Raw genomic sequence first — 16,646 nt, forward strand, 5'->3', positions numbered from 1 at the left:
CAATTTTTTTCAAATGACTATCAAAATTACCCGCGACCCGGCTCCGGTAAAAGGAGCATTGAAAATTACCGGTTCCAAAAGCGAATCGAACAGGCTGTTGATCCTCCAGGCACAATATCCCGAAATTGAGATTGGAAACCTGTCTAACAGTGATGACACGCAGGTGCTGCAAAAGGCGTTGCGCCAGCAGAGCGGGCAAGTAGATATTCACCATGCCGGAACGGCTATGCGCTTCCTGACCGCTTATTTTGCCACTCAGGAAAATTGTGATATCACGCTCACAGGAAGTAAGCGCATGAAGGAAAGACCTATTCGCCTGCTGGTTGATGCGTTGCAGCGAATGGGAGGCGATATCGAGTACGTGAATGAAATTGGCTATCCGCCGCTGAAAATAAAAGGGAAAAAGATTGCTGCACAAACGGTCAAATTGCAGGCAAATGTAAGCAGCCAGTATATTTCTGCATTGATGCTGGTAGGGGCTTCGTTCCCGGAAGGATTAGAGATCCTGCTGGAAGGACAGGTAACTTCTACTCCTTATATCCACATGACGCTGGAAATTATGAAGCATGCAGGCATTAAAGGAGAATTTGCCGATAATCGCATTTTTATCTATCCGGCTCCAAAACTGGAATCTTCAAAGATAGAGGTGGAGTCTGACTGGAGTTCGGCTTCCTATTTTTACAGTATCGCAGCAATTGCTGATGAGGCTGAAATTACACTCTCGAACTACCGGAAAACCAGCAGGCAGGGAGACAGTTGTCTTGCGGAGATTTACAGGCATTTTGGGGTGACCACTACTTTTGAAGAAAATTCCATTATCCTGAAGAAATCGGGCAAAAGACATTTGCGCGGATTAAAAGAAGATCTTCGGAATTCGCCCGATATTGCTCAGACCATCGCGGTCACCTGTCTGGCTTTGGGAGTGCCCTGCGAGCTTCATGGCCTTCATACCCTTAAAATCAAGGAAACTGACCGACTTCAAGCTTTGAAGAACGAAATTGAGAAATTTGGCGGCAAGGTGAAAATTGGCAGTGATTGCCTGCAGTTCGTACCACAAACCGAATTTCAGGAGAATGTTTCCGTAGCAACCTATAACGATCACCGTATGGCCATGGCTTTCGCACCGCTGGCCATGAAGGTGCCTTTCCAGATCGAGGATGCCGGCGTCGTATCTAAATCCTATCCAGATTTTTGGGAAGATCTTCAAAAATTAGGCTTCCAGGTTTCCTGATTTCAATAATTTTCAAATAAATAGCCAATTACTTGACAACCCCTGTCTTGAGATTGTATATTTGCAGCTTTTAAAACAGGAACTATGGGAATGAAACTTTCACACTTCAATTTTGAACTTCCAAAAGAACTTTTGGCTGAATATCCTAGCGAACACCGGGATGAAGCCAGGTTGATGGTGCTGAACAGGAAGGATCAAACGATTGAACATAAAAAATTTAAGGATATCATCGATTATTTTGATCCGGAAGATGTTATGGTATTGAACAATACCAAGGTTTTTCCGGCGAGATTGTACGGGAACAAAGAAAAGACCGGTGCAAGGATCGAGGTTTTCCTTTTAAGAGAGTTGAATCCGGAGACCAAATTGTGGGACGTTTTGGTAGATCCTGCAAGAAAAATCAGAATTGGAAATAAATTATATTTCGGAGAAGACGAGAGCCTGGTTGCTGAAGTGATCGATAACACCACTTCTAGAGGGCGTACGCTTCGTTTTCTTTACGACGGAAGTTACAGCGATTTCCGCAAGAAACTGAAGGAACTGGGACAGACCCCACTTCCGAAGTATATCAAAAGAGACGTGGAACCGGAAGATGAAGAGCGCTACCAGACCATCTACGCGAAGAACGAAGGTGCCGTGGCTGCTCCAACAGCAGGGCTGCATTTTTCAAAACATTTGTTGAAAAGATTGGAGATCAAAGGCGTGGATTTTGCAGAGGTCACGCTTCACGTGGGATTGGGGACTTTTAGCCCGGTTGAGGTGGAAGACCTTTCCAAGCACAAAATGGATAGCGAAGAGGCTTTTATTACCAAAGACGCAACAGATGTGATCAATAAAGCCAAAGCTGAGAAAAGAAAAGTGTGCGCGGTTGGAACTACCGTTATGCGCGTGTTGGAAAGTTCTGTTTCTTCGAACCAGACACTGAACGAATTCTCCGGGTGGACGAATAAATTTATTTTCCCTCCTTACGATTTCAATATTGCGAACTGTATGATCACGAACTTCCATACGCCAAAATCAACATTGCTGATGATGATTTCTGCTTTTGCAGGTCATGATTTCATGAAAAAGGCCTACGAGGAGGCTGTAAAGGAAAAATACCGTTTCTATACCTATGGAGACGCGATGCTGATCTTATAATCAGTAAAATAGCTCTTTACACTGGCCACGAACCGTCTTAGACAGTTTGTGGCCAGTTCGTTTACAAACAGCAGGTTAAATTTGTACTTTTAGTAAGTGAAACAGCAAAAAAAAGATATTCGCGCCCTGACCAAGGAGCAATTACAGCGCTTTTTCGTTGAAAATGGCGATAAATCCTTCCGTGGAAGTCAGGTTTATGAGTGGCTCTGGAACAAGGCGGCACATTCTTTTGATGAAATGACCAATATTTCCAAAGAGACCCGGGAAATGTTAAAGGAGAATTTCGTCATCAATCATATTCGCGTGGATCGTATGCAGCGCAGCAGTGATGGTACCATCAAAAACGCGGTGAAATTACATGATTCGCTTACCGTAGAATCAGTTTTGATTCCCACGGCCTCCAGGACTACGGCCTGTGTGTCTTCCCAGGTGGGTTGCAGCCTGGATTGTAAATTCTGCGCGACCGCAAAGCTGAAAAGAATGCGGAACCTGAACCCTGATGAGATCTACGACCAGGTGGTGGCCATTGATAACGAAAGCCGACTTTATTTTGATCGGCCACTTTCCAATATTGTGTTTATGGGAATGGGGGAGCCTTTGATGAATTATAACAACGTCATGAAGGCTATTGAAAAAATAACTTCACCGGAAGGTCTTGGAATGTCTCCCAAGCGGATTACGGTTTCCACTTCAGGTGTTCCGAAAATGATCAAAAAACTGGCAGATGACGAGGCCAAGATCAAGCTGGCAGTCTCTCTGCATTCGGCTCGGGATGAGGTGAGAACACAGATCATGCCTTTCAATGAAACTTTTCCCCTGGAAGAACTGCGCGAGGCGTTGGAATACTGGTACGGTAAAACCAAAAGCAGGATCACTTATGAATATATTGTTTGGAAAGGAATCAATGATACTCCGGAAGATGCTCGTGCGCTGGTCCGTTTCTGTCAATATGTGCCTTGTAAGGTCAATTTAATAGAATACAACCCTATAGACGACGGCGAATTTCAGCAGGCTGCTTCCAAAGCTACCGATATGTATCAGAACATGTTGGAAAGGAATGACATCACGGTTACCGTGCGCCGTTCCCGCGGAAAGGATATTGACGCGGCCTGCGGACAACTGGCCAATAAATCTGCCTGATTATGGATAATTTTTAACGAAAATTTCTTTCGTATAAATTGATATCTTTACTGCCCGTATGAAGGTGATTTCCCAAATAAAACTTCCTATTGAAAAGGAAATGGAGCTTTTTGAGAAAAAGTTCCGAGAATCCATGTCGTCCAGGGTAGCCTTACTGAATCGAATCACACATTACATCGTTAATCGAAAAGGGAAGCAAATGCGCCCAATGTTCGTATTCCTGGTCGCTAAGATGGTTTCCGGTGGATCTGTGAACGAAAGAACCTATCGCGGAGCTTCGGTGATCGAGCTCATTCATACCGCTACACTGGTGCATGATGACGTGGTGGACGATTCCAACAGAAGGCGTGGTTTTTTCAGTATTAATGCCCTCTGGAAGAACAAAATTGCGGTTTTGGTGGGTGATTACCTGCTTTCCAAAGGCCTTCTGCTTTCTATTGATAACAATGATTTTGATCTTCTGAAGATCATTTCCGTAGCAGTGCGCGAAATGAGTGAAGGAGAATTGCTTCAGATTGAAAAAGCCCGAAGACTGGACATTACGGAGGCGGTTTATTACGATATCATCAGGCAGAAAACGGCCACACTTATTGCGGCCTGTTGCAGTCTGGGTGCCGCGGCCGTAAAACCGGAAAGCAAGGATGTCCCGAAAATGAGAAGGTTCGGGGAGCTAATCGGGATGGCGTTCCAGATCAAGGATGATCTTTTTGACTATGGTACCGAGAAAATTGGAAAACCTACGGGAATTGACATTAAAGAGCAGAAAATGACCCTTCCGCTGATTTATGTTCTGAATAATGTGAGTGAAAAGGAAAAAAGCTGGCTCATCAATTCGGTTAAAAGGCATAATAAAGACCGGAAGCGCGTAAAGGAAGTGATAGAATTTGTAAAAAAGAATGGAGGTCTTGATTATGCGGTACAGCGGATGAAAGAATTTCAAGCTGAAGCGCTGTCCATTCTCCAGGATTATCCCGAATCGGTTTACCGGGAAAGTTTGGAACTGATGGTAAACTATGTAATCGATAGAGATAAATAAAAAAGCGAAGTATTTTACTTCGCTTTTTTTTAAGTGTTCATCGAACGAGGTAATTACATCGCGTCGTCGCTTGCTTCCTCACCGTTAACGTCGTCTGTATCGTGAATTTCTTCATCGATTTCCTCGCCAACCTTTTTAGCGCCTTCTTCGATTCTCTCTCCGGCTTTTTCAGCACCGGCTTCGATATCTTCGCCAATTGCCTTAGCAGCTTCTTCTGTTTTTTCCTGAGTTGTTTCGCGGCATGAGTAGATAGAAATGCTTAGTACCGCAGCAAATAGGGGAATAAGGATCTTTTTCATGATGTATGTTTAAGGTTAATTAAAAAAAGCCATTCTAAAAGAATGGCTTTCAATATATTAAAAGTTCAGATGATTACATATCATCATCACCGTTCATGTCGTCAGTACCGTCTACTTCTTCTTCCATCTCGTTCCCTGCATTTTCAGCAGCGTTCTCTACCTCGTTACCAGCTTCTTCAGCAGCGTTTTCTACGTCTTCACCCATAGACTCAACTGCGTCTTCAGTTTTTTCTTCAGTAGTTTCTCTACAAGAGTAGATTGAAAGTGACATCATTGCAACAGCAAAAAGTAAGAATAATTTTTTCATTGTTAAATTGTTTAATTAGTTGAAGAAACAAAGTTAAACATTTTTTGATTATGCAAAAGAACTCTTTTCCGTTAAATATTTCCAGTACCTGCGCGGTACGTGTTGCAGGTGAAGCCTAGTGTTTACGCGGCTTTTGATGTTTACATTATTAAAATAGGCCTGCCATAATTCCTGAAATGCTATTTCTTCATTCGCAAAATATTCTGAAGGAGCGCCAGAAATTCCTACATTTTCGGGTAGGTCTAATTGGATAAATTGGGTGGAATTCTTGTCATAATGCAATCCAAAACCACGCTTCAGATCATAAATAATCCATTCCTGATCGGCATATCGGCTTGTAAAATGGCGGGAAATTATAGGTAGTACATTAAAATCTGGTTCGATCAGCGCAAAGTAAATTCCGTCATGGGTTAAGCGAAACCTTACAAAAGCCTCCATTCGATGTTTTTCACGGCCTACTTTTTTGATGGTTTGAGCCAGGTACAGAATGGAATCTTCCGAATAATCAGCATCTACTGGTTTTTCTGAGGCGAAAATATACCGGATGGCGCGAAATAGCTGAATTTCCATTCCAGGAAGCTCGCTTAAAAATGTCCATTTTATCCGAAGCAATCCTTGTGAAGATGTTTTCTTCTGAAGTGCTTTAAGAACACGACTGGCTTTTTGAACATCGGTATTTACTTCCAGAGACTCTGCAAACAGCTGATCGGCAGCCCGGTCTAACGGCTGGATATCCAAAATTTGCAATTTTTGATGATAAGCTTCAAAAACACAGCACAGCAGTCCTTCAAAGCTTCCATCATATTTTAAAATGAAACCATTCATGAGAATAAGGATAACTGGCCAGTATCTTTGCGGAATTTGCTGGCGGAATTCTGGATGATAATTTGTTTTAATCGATCACTGGAATAATCATTCTTTTCCCAGATCCGCGAATCACAGGTTATAAAGTACTGGGCGCGATTCAAAGCAATCCCAATCTTTTTGAGGTGTTCCCAGTTCAGTTTTCGGAATTTTCGTGCCTGAAGGATCTTGTTAACCGATTTCAAACCCACTCCGGGAATGCGGAGTAACATCGATTTATCAGCCCTGTTGATATTGACAGGAAAATGCTCCCTGTTGCGCAAAGCCCAGCTCAGTTTTGGATCGATCTCCATATCCAGATGTGGATAATCATTATTCAGAATTTCCCGAACATCAAATCCATAAAAACGCATCAGCCAGTCGGTTTGATAGAGTCGGTTTTCCCGAAGAACGGGAACCTGGGTCCCAAGGGCCGGAAGACGAGGGTCGTTAGCGACCGGCACGTAACCGGAATAATACACCCGTCGCATCTGATAATTTTTATAGAAAAAGTTGGAGGTATACATGATATCGCGATCAGATTCGCCGGTAGCGCCAACGATCATCTGGGTGCTTTGTCCGGCAGGAGCGTATTTCGGAGTGCTTTTAATAATGCGGCTTTCCTGCTTATACTGAATGATCTCATTTTTGACCTTTTTCATAGGTTTCATGAAATCTTCATGATTCTTATCAGGAGCTAATAGTTTAAGACCCGATTTGGTAGGGATTTCGATATTTACGCTTAGACGATCTGCATATAAGCCCGCTTCGCGCATCAGTTCATCGCTGGCCCCTGGAATGGATTTCAAATGTATATATCCATTGAAATTCTCTTCTTCTCGAAGTTTTTTGGCGACCTGGATCAAACGCTCCATGGTAGTATCGGCATCTTTAAAGATACCGGAACTTAAAAATAAACCTTCAATATAATTCCTTCGATAGAAAGAGATCGTGAGATCCACTACTTCCTGAACTTTAAAGGCGGCGCGTTTGATGTCGTTGCTTTTTCGGGTTACGCAGTATGCACAATCGAAAATACAATGATTGGTAAGTAGTATCTTCAGCAAGGAAACGCAACGCCCATCTTCGGTATACGAATGACAGATACCCATTCCGGATGAATCTCCCAGGCCTTTATTGGTGTTTTTCCGTTTGCTTCCACTGGAGGAGCAAGAAACATCATACTTGGCAGCATCAGCCAGAATTGATAATTTTTCCTTTATTCGGTCAAAATCCATAATTGGAGTTTTTCCAAAATTAGGAATTGTTCCAAATAAAGATTGTTGTTATTGTAAAAAATTTTAGCTCAACAAATGTTATTTTTTGAGTTTCGTTTTTTTCTCTTCCGGGTAGGTTTTAGGATCTTCCCCTGCCAGGCGTGCAAAGTTTTTATAAGCCTGCGCTACTTCTTCCGGTGGAGTTGTTTGAAATTCTTCCTCAGTAACCTGATATTGCTGCTGAAGGTCTTTTAATTTCTGATGTAATTGCTTCTGAATTTCAGCATATTCAGCATGGTCATATAAATTTTCTTCTTCCTGCGGATCCTTCTGAAGATCATATAGTTCCCATTCATCAATATCGTCATAAAAATGGATCAATTTGTATCGATCTGTCCGCACACCATATTGGCGTTTCACCATATGGAAAGCGGGGAAATCATAATAATGGTAATAAACTGCGTCCCTGAAATTGCCAACCGAATCCTGCATTAGGAGTGGTTTTAAGGATTTTCCTTGCATCTCTTCAGGTATTTTAGCATTGGCAAAATCCAGGAAAGTGGGCGCAAAATCGAGATTTTGAGTGAGTGCATCAACTGTAATGCCCTTTTTGATCCTTGCCGGATATTGCATTAATAATGGCATGTCCAGCGATTGCTCATACATGAAACGTTTGTCAAAAAAACCTTTTTCTCCCAGGTAAAATCCTTGATCGGTAGTATATACTACGATGGTATTTTCAGCCAGCCCGCTTTTTTCCAGATAGTCCAACAGGGCTCCAACGCCATCATCTACAGCTGCCACACATCCCATGTAATCGCGCATGTAACGCTGAAACTTCCATTCTGCCAACTCTCTCCCAGAAAGATCCGCATCGAAAAAAGCATCATTCTTTGGGCGATAAGCTTTGTTCCAGGCTGCGCGCTGCTCGCTGCTCATTCGGTCGAAATCGGTCGTCCAGGGATTGTGTCTCAGAGAATCGCTGCCCTTTTCTACCACCATTTTAAGGTCATGACCTTCGTACATGTCTTCATAAATTGTTTGCAGTTGTTCCTGTGCGGCAACCTGATTCTTATGTTTCGAGAAATAGGTGTCTGGTACCGGGAACTGAATAGAATCGTATTTATTGATGTAGCGAAGTGGCGGCATCCAGTTGCGGTGAGGAGCCTTATGATGGACCATAAGAAAGAACGGCTGATCTTTTTTGCGATCATTTTGAAGCCAGTTCAGGGCCATATCTGTAATAATATCTGTCGCGTAGCCTTCAATTCTTGTGGTGTCCTTGCCTTTAATGAAGTCAGGATTGTAATAATTCCCCTGATCTTTTAAAATATTCCAGTAATCAAAACCCTGTGGTTCCCCATCCAAATGCCATTTCCCGGTGATCGCGGTTTGATAACCTGCTTGATGAAGATATTTAGGCAGTGTTGCCTGCGACCCGTCGAATTTTTCACCATTCATTCGGAAGCCATTCATATGGCTGAATTTTCCCGTGAGAATTACCGCCCTACTAGGTCCACAAATGGAATTGGTACAGAAATTATTCAGGAACTTAGCGCCATTCTGAGCAATTCGATCAATATTAGGAGTAGGAGCGAGCTGACTTACAGGATGTCCATAGGCACTAATGGCCTGTTCTGCATGATCATCAGCCATGATAAAGATGATATTTGGCTGCTTGTAGGTAGTATGGGTTTCAGCGATTCGTTCTTCTGAATAGTCTTTGCAAGAAGTGACAATGAGTAATGCGGAAAGAATAAAAAGTTTGTAGTAGTGGGACATCTGAAAGAATTATAAAAGTGGAATGTACAAACTATGTACAAAAAAACGTAACTTTTCGCCTGCACAATAATTACTCATTTAAATCTTTCTAATGATTTTGAGATTTCTCAAATACCTGGCAGTTACTATCATTTCGGTACAATATTGCTTTTCTCAGGAGTTTGTACCACCTATACAAAATTATTCACCCAACTTCTACAATGCAGCCAGTCAAAATTGGGATGTTGCAGTAGCTGAAAACGGCTTTGTATATGTTGCCAATAACCAGGGACTGCTCCTTTTTGACGGAATAAACTGGGAACTGCATACGCTGCCCGGGCCATCTATTATACGTTCGGTATATGTTGCGGGAGAACGAATTTTCACGGGTTCCTATCAGGAATTTGGTTATTGGGAATTTGATGACACTGGAAATCTTACCTATACCTCGTTAAAAAACCTGATGAAGGATATCAAGTTGGAGAGCGAGGAATTTTGGGATATTACGGGTATAGACGGGGATATTTATTTTCGCTCATTCGGAGCGGTATATAAGTACGATGGAAAGACAATAAATAGGATATCGAACCTGGTCACCACGGCTTTTAATAATTTCAATGGGCAATTATTGATAGCGCAGCGCCGAAATGATATCTCAGTTCTAGATAAGAATGGGAAGGTTTCAGAATTTATCAGTGATGCCGATCTGAAGCTCAACAATGTAGTAGATATGATCGCTGCTGGAGATACCCTTTTCATTGGTACGCGCGATAAACTGTATACGTATTCTGAAGGTAATTTCAGTGCTTTTCCGAATATTGCCCTAAACAATCTTTTAGCTTCTTATGAATTAAACCATCTGGTAAGTGCCACAGAAAAATTATTGGTTTTCGGTACCGTAAAAAATGGTATCGTGGTGTACGATCGCAGGGCAAAATCTATTGTGAGTTTTAATCGAGCTTCCGGTTTGCAAAATAATACCGTTCTGGGAATGGCTGCCGATAATGGCAAGATCTGGCTGGCCTTAGATCGTGGAGTGGATTTGATCGATCTTGATTCGCCGGTAAAATTCTATACCGATAATACCGGGGAATTGGGGGCAGTATACGACCTGGTAAATTTTGCTGGCAATACCTACATCGCCAGCAATACGGGAATCTATAATTTCAAAAATGACAAAATTCAGCAGCTACGAGATGCTGAAGGTCATACCTGGAATCTGGAGGTGATCAATAATCGGTTGTTCGCCAATCACAATACGGGTACGTTTTTAATTGATGGAGATCAACTCATACCTATAGATACACGGACCGGTAGTTTTCAGCTTGTGAAAAACCCATTGAATCAAAATGAAATTTTCATTTGCCATTATACGGGTCTTAGTCGATATGATCTGGATCAGAATAAGGTTACCGAAGTTGATTCAGTTAAATTTCCCGTAAAGGAAATGGTGATTCAGCAGAATGAGTTATGGATGGCCCATCCCTATGAGGGCCTGTTTCACGCGATATTAGGGGAAGACCAATCGGTTTTGAAAGTTGAAAAACTACCGGCTTTAGATGGAAAGAATGAGAATTACAAACCTCGACTGTACCATATCAATAACCAGGTGGTAGCATTTGTAAATGGAAGATGGTTTAAATACAATTTTTTTAAAAATGCATTTGAAGATTTTACAGAATTCAGCAAATATCAGAAGGAGCGCTTGATCAAAGCGGAAGGAAATCAGTATTATTTTTTGGATGAAAATAGCGATCAGATCTTCCTGAGCAATCTGGAAGACGAGGTGATACCTTTGCCTAATTCAGAAATGAATACACGTTTGGTCAAGGCCAATGAAAATGTGATCAAAGAAAATGACTCGGTTCTCTACGTGACGCTCAATGACGGTTATGCAAAGGTTGAAATTTCTCAACTAAATAAGAAAAGGGACGAGGCCTTTCCGGTGATCAGGCAGGTCAGGAATAACGATAGTTTATTACACTTAGGGGATGGAATGGAATTGGACTTTCAGAATTCCCGAAACCTGGTCTTCAAAGTTGGAATGCCAAATTCCAGCGACGAATTGCTGGAATATCGTGTAATGGGTTCCGATAGTATCCGTGGAAAGGTGGAAAATGGAATGATCAATTTGCGAAATCTTAATGAAGGTCCCTACACACTATTATTGGACAAAGCCGGAGCAAATTTTCAGGATCCTGTTGGTTTCGATTTTGTAATTCTGCCACCCTGGTACCTTTCTAATTCTATGAAACTGATCTATCTTCTGATCTTTCTATTCGGGCTGGGCCTGATCGTTTGGTTCAATAAGCAGAAGTTACGCAAACACCAGCTGCGACTAGAGGAGAAATTTGAGGCCGAACATAAGGAGAGACTCGAAAAACTGGAGAAACAACAGCTGATGAAAGAGATCGATGTTAAAAGAAAGGAACTGGCTAACACCACGATGATGGCGGCTAAAAAGAACGAGGTTTTAATGGAGATTCAGAGTGAACTGAATAAAGACAAGGTGAAATTCAGCAATGAGTATCGTTTAAAACATATCATGACCAAGATTAACCGGGCAGTAAAGAACAAAGATGAATGGAAAGTCTTCGAAACAAATTTCAACGAAGTTCATGAAGATTTCTTTAAAGAAGTTCTGGAACGTTTTCCGAACCTCACCAATAAAGATTTAAAACTTTGTTCTTATTTAAAAATGAATTTAAGCTCTAAAGAAATTGCGCCACTAATGGGAATTTCAGTTCGAGGAGTAGAGGTTCACAGATACCGTCTACGAAAAAAAATGGACCTGGATAGTAAAACGAATTTGACAAAATTTCTCATTAAAAATTTCTAATGATGAAATGAAAGGATTAAATTTTAACAAAAATACAATACTACATTACTACATCAGTATAAATTTAGCACTCTAAAATTTTACTTCAAAATTATTTTAATTTACTGATAATAAGCATGTTATAATAGAATTGTAGATGATGTAGTAGATGTGTACTACAACGTTTGCGTGAAATTAGCCTTTGGGAGTATCTTTCTGTTAAATTTTAGAAAAACACCCAACGAGTATGAAACACAAACTATTCTTACTTTGTGCTTTAATGCTAACGCTTTCAAGCGTCATTTATGCACAACAAACTAAAACAGTCTCTGGTGTTATCACCGATGCCAATGAAGTTCCTCTCGCCGGTGCGCAGGTTAAAGTTATCGATAAGGATATCTTTAGCGTAACCGACTTTGATGGAAACTTTAGTCTAGAGAATGTATCAGTAGGAGATGTATTCGAGGTTACCTACCTCGGTTTTGCTTCGCAGCAGGTTACCGTCTCTGAAAATGACAATTACTCCATTCAGCTTCAGGAGGATGCTGGACAATTAGATGAAGTGGTGGTAGTTGGTTACGGTACGCAGAAAAAGCGTGACCTAACCGGTTCGATCGCTACCGTAGATTCTGAAGAAATTGAAAAAACACCAACTGCCAACGTGATGCAATCATTACAAGGTAAGGTTTCGGGTGTGCAGATCGTAAGTGCCGGATCACCTGGTGATTCTCCAACTGTACGTGTTCGTGGTCTTGGAACCTTTCAGGATGCTACCAATGTATTATATGTAGTGGATGGGGTGCTTTACGATAATATCGATTTCCTGAATACGAAAGACATTAAATCTATAAACGTATTGAAAGATGCCTCTTCTTCTGCGATTTATGGGGTTAGAGCCGCCAATGGGGTGGTGATCATTGAAACCAAGTCTGGAAAAAAGAATCAGAAACCGCAATTTGAGTATGACGGTTATACAGGTATTCAGCGAGCACAAAACGTTGTGAAAATGGCCAATGCCGAGCAATTCACTACTATGGCTTACGAATCAGGTTCTGCTCCGGATGTCCAGTTTATTATGAACGCGATGCAGCGTTATGGCAGAAGCCGTATCAACCCAAATGTACCTGCGGTAAATACTGATTGGTATAAGGAAGTGATGCGTGACGGATTCATGCAGAGTCATAGTATAGGAGTAAGCGGAGGTGCCGAAAAAATTTCTTACTCGGTTGGAACCAATTACTTCGAACAGGAAGGTATTCTGGATATGAAAAACGAATATGAGCGTTTTAACATTCGCTCCAAGATCGATGTAGACCTTTCTGATAGGTTTAAGGCTGGGGTGAATTCCGTTTTCAGTAATGCTACAAAATATACACCTGAAAATTCAGCATGGTTTAAGGCTTATTTCGCAGTGCCAATTATGCCGGTGATGGATCCGTTAAATACAGATGCGGCTCCAATCATGTATTCCAATGCTCAAAATCTTGGGTATAGAGCGACTCAGAACCCTTTTCCTGATATGGAATACAATGATAATCGCCAGAAGATCCGTAAGATCCTTGCAAGTATTTATTTGCAGTATGAGATTATCCCTGATAAGCTCGATTTTAAAACGACTTATAGTCACAACTTGACAGCTTTTGAAGAGCGTTATGTAGACCTGCCTTACACGTTAGGGAATAACTTTGAAGTGATTTCCAGCATTAGAAGGGTGAATAATACTTATTCTAACCAGTATTGGGATAATATCCTTACCTACGATGACGAGTTTGGTGATCACGATATTACAGTGATGGCCGGTGCGTCTTATAGAGATGAGGCGACTAATGAGTTCAATGCAACGGGTAGAGATATTGCCGGTATCAGCCTGGAAAGCAGCTGGTACCTGAACTTTGCTGATCCTGAATCTTTTAATAACAGCGTGAATGAAATTGGAAGACGTTATTACGGGATTTCCTATTTTGGAAGACTGGCTTACAATTTTAAAGATAAATACCTATTGTACGGAACAATTCGTGCTGATGGTTCTTCGAAATTCACTAAAGACCCTTGGGGTTATTTCCCGTCTGTAGGTCTTGGTTGGGTGCTTTCTGAGGAAAATTTCCTAAATAATACGGAAGCTATCGATTTCTTGAAATTAAGAGCAAGCTGGGGTAAACTTGGTAATGATAATGTAGCTGCCAGTGCCGGATCTAACACGATTGAGGTAATTACCGTTCCTTTTGGAGATACCCAGTATACTGGAACAACTGCTACCAGCGTATTTTCAAATAATACCTGGGAAGTGATCGAGGAGAAGAACTTTGGTTTAGATTTAGAGACTTTTGACAGTCGATTATCGATCAATGCTGATTATTATATCAGAGACACGAAAAATGCTATTTTACCGGTGTATATTCCAATTGTAAACACTTATGTAGACAGGAATTCCGGAACGATTCGTAACCAGGGTCTGGAATTTAATGCAGGGTGGAGCCAGCAGGTTTCTGATGATTTCAGATTTTCTATCGGTGCAAACTTTACCACGTTAAAGAACGAAGCAACATATATCGAAAATGAAGCGGGATATATCGATTCTGGTAGTGCAGAATTCCGTCAAAGAACTCAGGTTGGAGGTCCGCTTTTCGGATTCTATGGTTATGAGAGACTTGGAGTATACCAGAATCAGCAGCAAATAGACAATGATCCGATCGCTGTAGCCAATAACCTGGTACCTGGAGACCTGATCTTCAATGACCGAAATGGAGATGGTGTGATCGATGATGCTGATAGAACGATTCTAGGTTCTTTCCTTCCAGATTATACTTATGGTGGTAACATTGGTGTGAATTACAAGGCTTTTGATTTCTCTATGAACTTCTATGGTCAGGGCGGTAATAAGATCCTGAACAGAAAAAGAGGGGAAATCATTTTTACCCAGGATACCAATATGGATGCAGATCTGGCGATCAATAGATGGCATGGAGAAGGTACTACAAACGAATACCCATCATCCGCTGGTTTAAGAAAAGCATGGAACCAGAAATTGAGTGATTTCTGGGTAGAAGATGGGGATTTCTTCAGAATTCAGAATATCCAGGTTGGATATACTATCGAATCTGATGCGCTTCCATATGCAAGAGTCTATATGACTGCCGAAAGACCTTTTACTTCTTTCGATTACAACGGGTTTAGCCCGGAAGTTCCGAATGGTGTGGACAGACAAACCTATCCAATACCTTCTGTGTACACCGTAGGATTGAACATTAAAATTTAAAAAATTCGCGAAATGAAAAGAATTCAACAAACAATATGGAAGAGTATCGTCGCGATTGCCGGATTTACCTTTGTAGTTTCCTGTTCCGATAAACTGGACACTCAGGAAGGACAGCTAAACACCGGGGATCTTGATTACACCGATACTGAAGAAATGATCCAGCCTGTAATTGGAGCTTATTATGAGTTCTATACAAGAGGTTGGGAAGATCCTTTGTTACTTTCAGTAAGAGGGGATGATGTGAATGCTGGAGGCCTTGGTGATCAGCAGCCTTTTGCTGATACTGATATGTTTACCTATTCCAAAGATTACTGGATGTATAATTCACTTTGGAACCAGCAGTACAGTGATATTATCACCGTAAATACGGCTATTAACCAGATCCTGCAGTTCAGGGAGTTTGCAGATGAGGAAGGGCAGGCAGAAGCCGATCAATATATTGCCGAAATGAAGGTTTTAAGAGCCTGGTTTCACCTGAATTTAGCTCGTACCTGGGAAGATGTTTTCATCATTACCAGCAACCAGCCTGAAGAAGAGATCGAGAACGGGGTTTCTTCAAAAGAAGAGATCATGAACTGGATCTCCGATCAGATGGATGAAGCGATTCCAGACCTTCCGGATATGCGACCAAACCAGAGAACAGATATTCCTGGTGGAGTAACGATGTACACCGCGTATGCTATAAAAGCCCAGGCCCAGCAGGAATTGCAGAATTACCAGGGCGTGGCAGATGCTGCCGGAGCGATCATTAACTCCGGATTGTTTTCTTTATATCCAGACTTTTATGAATTATTCAAAAAGCCGGGAGAACTTAGTGATGAAAGCTTGCTGGAACTCCAGTTTTCAGATTATGGACAGGAAACAGGAGATGCATTCTATCACTTATATGATCCTTTTGGACCTCAGGGGTGGACTCCGGCGAGAGAAAACGCTTCCAGCGGATGGGGATTCTTTGAGCCAAGCTTTAAATGGATCGAATTCATGTTGGATCGTGATGAAACCGTTCGTTTGGAAACCAGCGTTTTGTTCACAGACAGGGGTATTGCAGAACTGGAAGCCGATGGTTATACCAATTTGCCTTCGTTCGTAAGTAATACGACCAGGGATGGAGATGTCATTAATGATTTCGCCCGAGCTTATTTTTCAAGTGGAAAACATTATCTACCATCCAACCAGCTTACAGATATGAGAAACAATTACGGAGCAGGTAAGAATTATATCGTTATTCGTTATGCGGAGGTATTACTGATGTACGCGGAAGCCCTTACGCAGGGAGCCAGCGGAAACGCCATTTCTGCTGATGAAGCAGTAAATCAGGTTCGTTCCAGAGCCGGTCTATCAGCACTTACAGGAGTGACCACCGAGCAGGTATTAGACGAGAAATTTGCAGAATTGGCAATGGAATGGGGCATTCGGTATTACGATATGATCCGTTTGGATAAATATGACGAATTGAGCTATGACGGTAGATCTTTTTCAGCAGGAGATGAATACCTTCCTTATCCACAGGCACAGGTAGATGCTCTTCCGCTGAATGCAACTTCTGTAAATACAGATACCGCGATCAATGACGCTCTTAACAATTTAAACTAAACAGA

12 protein-coding genes are annotated in these 16,646 nt (G+C 41.7%); 7 read left to right on the forward strand and 5 right to left on the reverse strand.

Features of this window, described 5'->3' with window-relative positions; all coding sequences use genetic code 11:
- The first annotated feature begins 13 nt into the window (after positions 1-13).
- From aroA to GRFL_RS10510, 4 genes are all read left to right on the forward strand, one after another.
- A complete protein-coding gene (aroA, locus tag GRFL_RS10495; RefSeq protein ID WP_083644579.1) occupies positions 14-1,231 on the forward strand; it encodes a 3-phosphoshikimate 1-carboxyvinyltransferase in 1,218 nt (405 codons plus the stop codon).
- 84 nt (positions 1,232-1,315) lie between these two features.
- A complete protein-coding gene (gene queA, locus GRFL_RS10500; protein WP_173850095.1) occupies positions 1,316-2,371 on the forward strand; it encodes a tRNA preQ1(34) S-adenosylmethionine ribosyltransferase-isomerase QueA in 1,056 nt (351 codons plus the stop codon).
- A 96-nt stretch (positions 2,372-2,467) separates the two neighbouring features.
- On the forward strand, positions 2,468-3,511 hold the full coding sequence (rlmN, locus tag GRFL_RS10505) for a dual-specificity RNA methyltransferase RlmN (RefSeq protein ID WP_083644580.1): 1,044 nt from the start codon (positions 2,468-2,470) through the stop codon (positions 3,509-3,511).
- 58 nt (positions 3,512-3,569) lie between these two features.
- A complete protein-coding gene (locus tag GRFL_RS10510; protein ID WP_083644581.1) occupies positions 3,570-4,547 on the forward strand; it encodes a polyprenyl synthetase family protein in 978 nt (325 codons plus the stop codon).
- Positions 4,548-4,600: 53 nt separating this feature from the next.
- Here the strand turns inward: GRFL_RS10510 and GRFL_RS10515 are convergent, their stop codons facing one another.
- The 5 genes from GRFL_RS10515 to GRFL_RS10535 all read right to left on the reverse strand — a co-directional run bounded on the left by GRFL_RS10515 (position 4,601) and on the right by GRFL_RS10535 (position 8,995).
- Positions 4,601-4,846: a hypothetical protein gene (locus GRFL_RS10515; protein ID WP_083644582.1), complete on the reverse strand. Its 246-nt coding sequence runs from the start codon at positions 4,844-4,846 to the stop codon at positions 4,601-4,603.
- Positions 4,847-4,919: 73 nt separating this feature from the next.
- Complete coding sequence (locus GRFL_RS10520; RefSeq protein ID WP_341475743.1) at positions 4,920-5,120, reverse strand: hypothetical protein; 201 nt, start codon at positions 5,118-5,120, stop codon at positions 4,920-4,922.
- An 81-nt stretch (positions 5,121-5,201) separates the two neighbouring features.
- Positions 5,202-5,978 (reverse strand): TIGR03915 family putative DNA repair protein, encoded by a 777-nt coding sequence (locus tag GRFL_RS10525; protein WP_083644584.1) that lies wholly within the window; start codon positions 5,976-5,978, stop codon positions 5,202-5,204.
- Positions 5,975-7,234, reverse strand: a complete 1,260-nt coding sequence (locus GRFL_RS10530) for a putative DNA modification/repair radical SAM protein (protein ID WP_083644585.1) — start codon at positions 7,232-7,234, stop codon at positions 5,975-5,977. Before GRFL_RS10530 ends, GRFL_RS10525 begins: the two co-directional genes overlap by 4 nt.
- Before the next feature lie 78 nt (positions 7,235-7,312).
- Positions 7,313-8,995, reverse strand: a complete 1,683-nt coding sequence (locus GRFL_RS10535) for a sulfatase family protein (protein ID WP_083644586.1) — start codon at positions 8,993-8,995, stop codon at positions 7,313-7,315.
- Positions 8,996-9,086: 91 nt separating this feature from the next.
- On the opposite strand from GRFL_RS10535, the gene GRFL_RS10540 reads away from it, so the two are divergent.
- From GRFL_RS10540 to GRFL_RS10550, 3 genes are all read left to right on the forward strand, one after another.
- Positions 9,087-11,813: a LuxR C-terminal-related transcriptional regulator gene (locus GRFL_RS10540; RefSeq protein WP_083644587.1), complete on the forward strand. Its 2,727-nt coding sequence runs from the start codon at positions 9,087-9,089 to the stop codon at positions 11,811-11,813.
- Positions 11,814-12,039: 226 nt separating this feature from the next.
- Positions 12,040-15,048, forward strand: a complete 3,009-nt coding sequence (locus GRFL_RS10545) for a SusC/RagA family TonB-linked outer membrane protein (protein WP_083644588.1) — start codon at positions 12,040-12,042, stop codon at positions 15,046-15,048.
- 12 nt (positions 15,049-15,060) lie between these two features.
- Positions 15,061-16,641, forward strand: coding sequence for a RagB/SusD family nutrient uptake outer membrane protein (locus tag GRFL_RS10550; RefSeq protein WP_083644589.1), 1,581 nt, complete (start codon positions 15,061-15,063; stop codon positions 16,639-16,641).
- Positions 16,642-16,646 lie beyond the last annotated feature (5 nt).

Origin of the sequence: Christiangramia flava JLT2011 (genome assembly GCF_001951155.1) — a bacterium.
GTDB lineage: Bacteria > Bacteroidota > Bacteroidia > Flavobacteriales > Flavobacteriaceae > Christiangramia > Christiangramia flava.

Coding starts and splice junctions, on each gene's coding strand:
- aroA (WP_083644579.1), top strand. CDS start 14: ATGACTATCAAAATTACCCGCGACCCGGCTCCGGTAAAAGGAGCATTG.
- queA (WP_173850095.1), top strand. CDS start 1,316: ATGGGAATGAAACTTTCACACTTCAATTTTGAACTTCCAAAAGAACTT.
- GRFL_RS10510 (WP_083644581.1), top strand. CDS start 3,570: ATGAAGGTGATTTCCCAAATAAAACTTCCTATTGAAAAGGAAATGGAG.
- GRFL_RS10515 (WP_083644582.1), bottom strand. CDS start 4,846: ATGAAAAAGATCCTTATTCCCCTATTTGCTGCGGTACTAAGCATTTCT.
- GRFL_RS10520 (WP_341475743.1), bottom strand. CDS start 5,120: ATGATGTCACTTTCAATCTACTCTTGTAGAGAAACTACTGAAGAAAAA.
- GRFL_RS10525 (WP_083644584.1), bottom strand. CDS start 5,978: ATGAATGGTTTCATTTTAAAATATGATGGAAGCTTTGAAGGACTGCTG.
- GRFL_RS10530 (WP_083644585.1), bottom strand. CDS start 7,234: ATGGATTTTGACCGAATAAAGGAAAAATTATCAATTCTGGCTGATGCT.
- GRFL_RS10535 (WP_083644586.1), bottom strand. CDS start 8,995: ATGTCCCACTACTACAAACTTTTTATTCTTTCCGCATTACTCATTGTC.
- GRFL_RS10540 (WP_083644587.1), top strand. CDS start 9,087: ATGATTTTGAGATTTCTCAAATACCTGGCAGTTACTATCATTTCGGTA.
- GRFL_RS10545 (WP_083644588.1), top strand. CDS start 12,040: ATGAAACACAAACTATTCTTACTTTGTGCTTTAATGCTAACGCTTTCA.
- GRFL_RS10550 (WP_083644589.1), top strand. CDS start 15,061: ATGAAAAGAATTCAACAAACAATATGGAAGAGTATCGTCGCGATTGCC.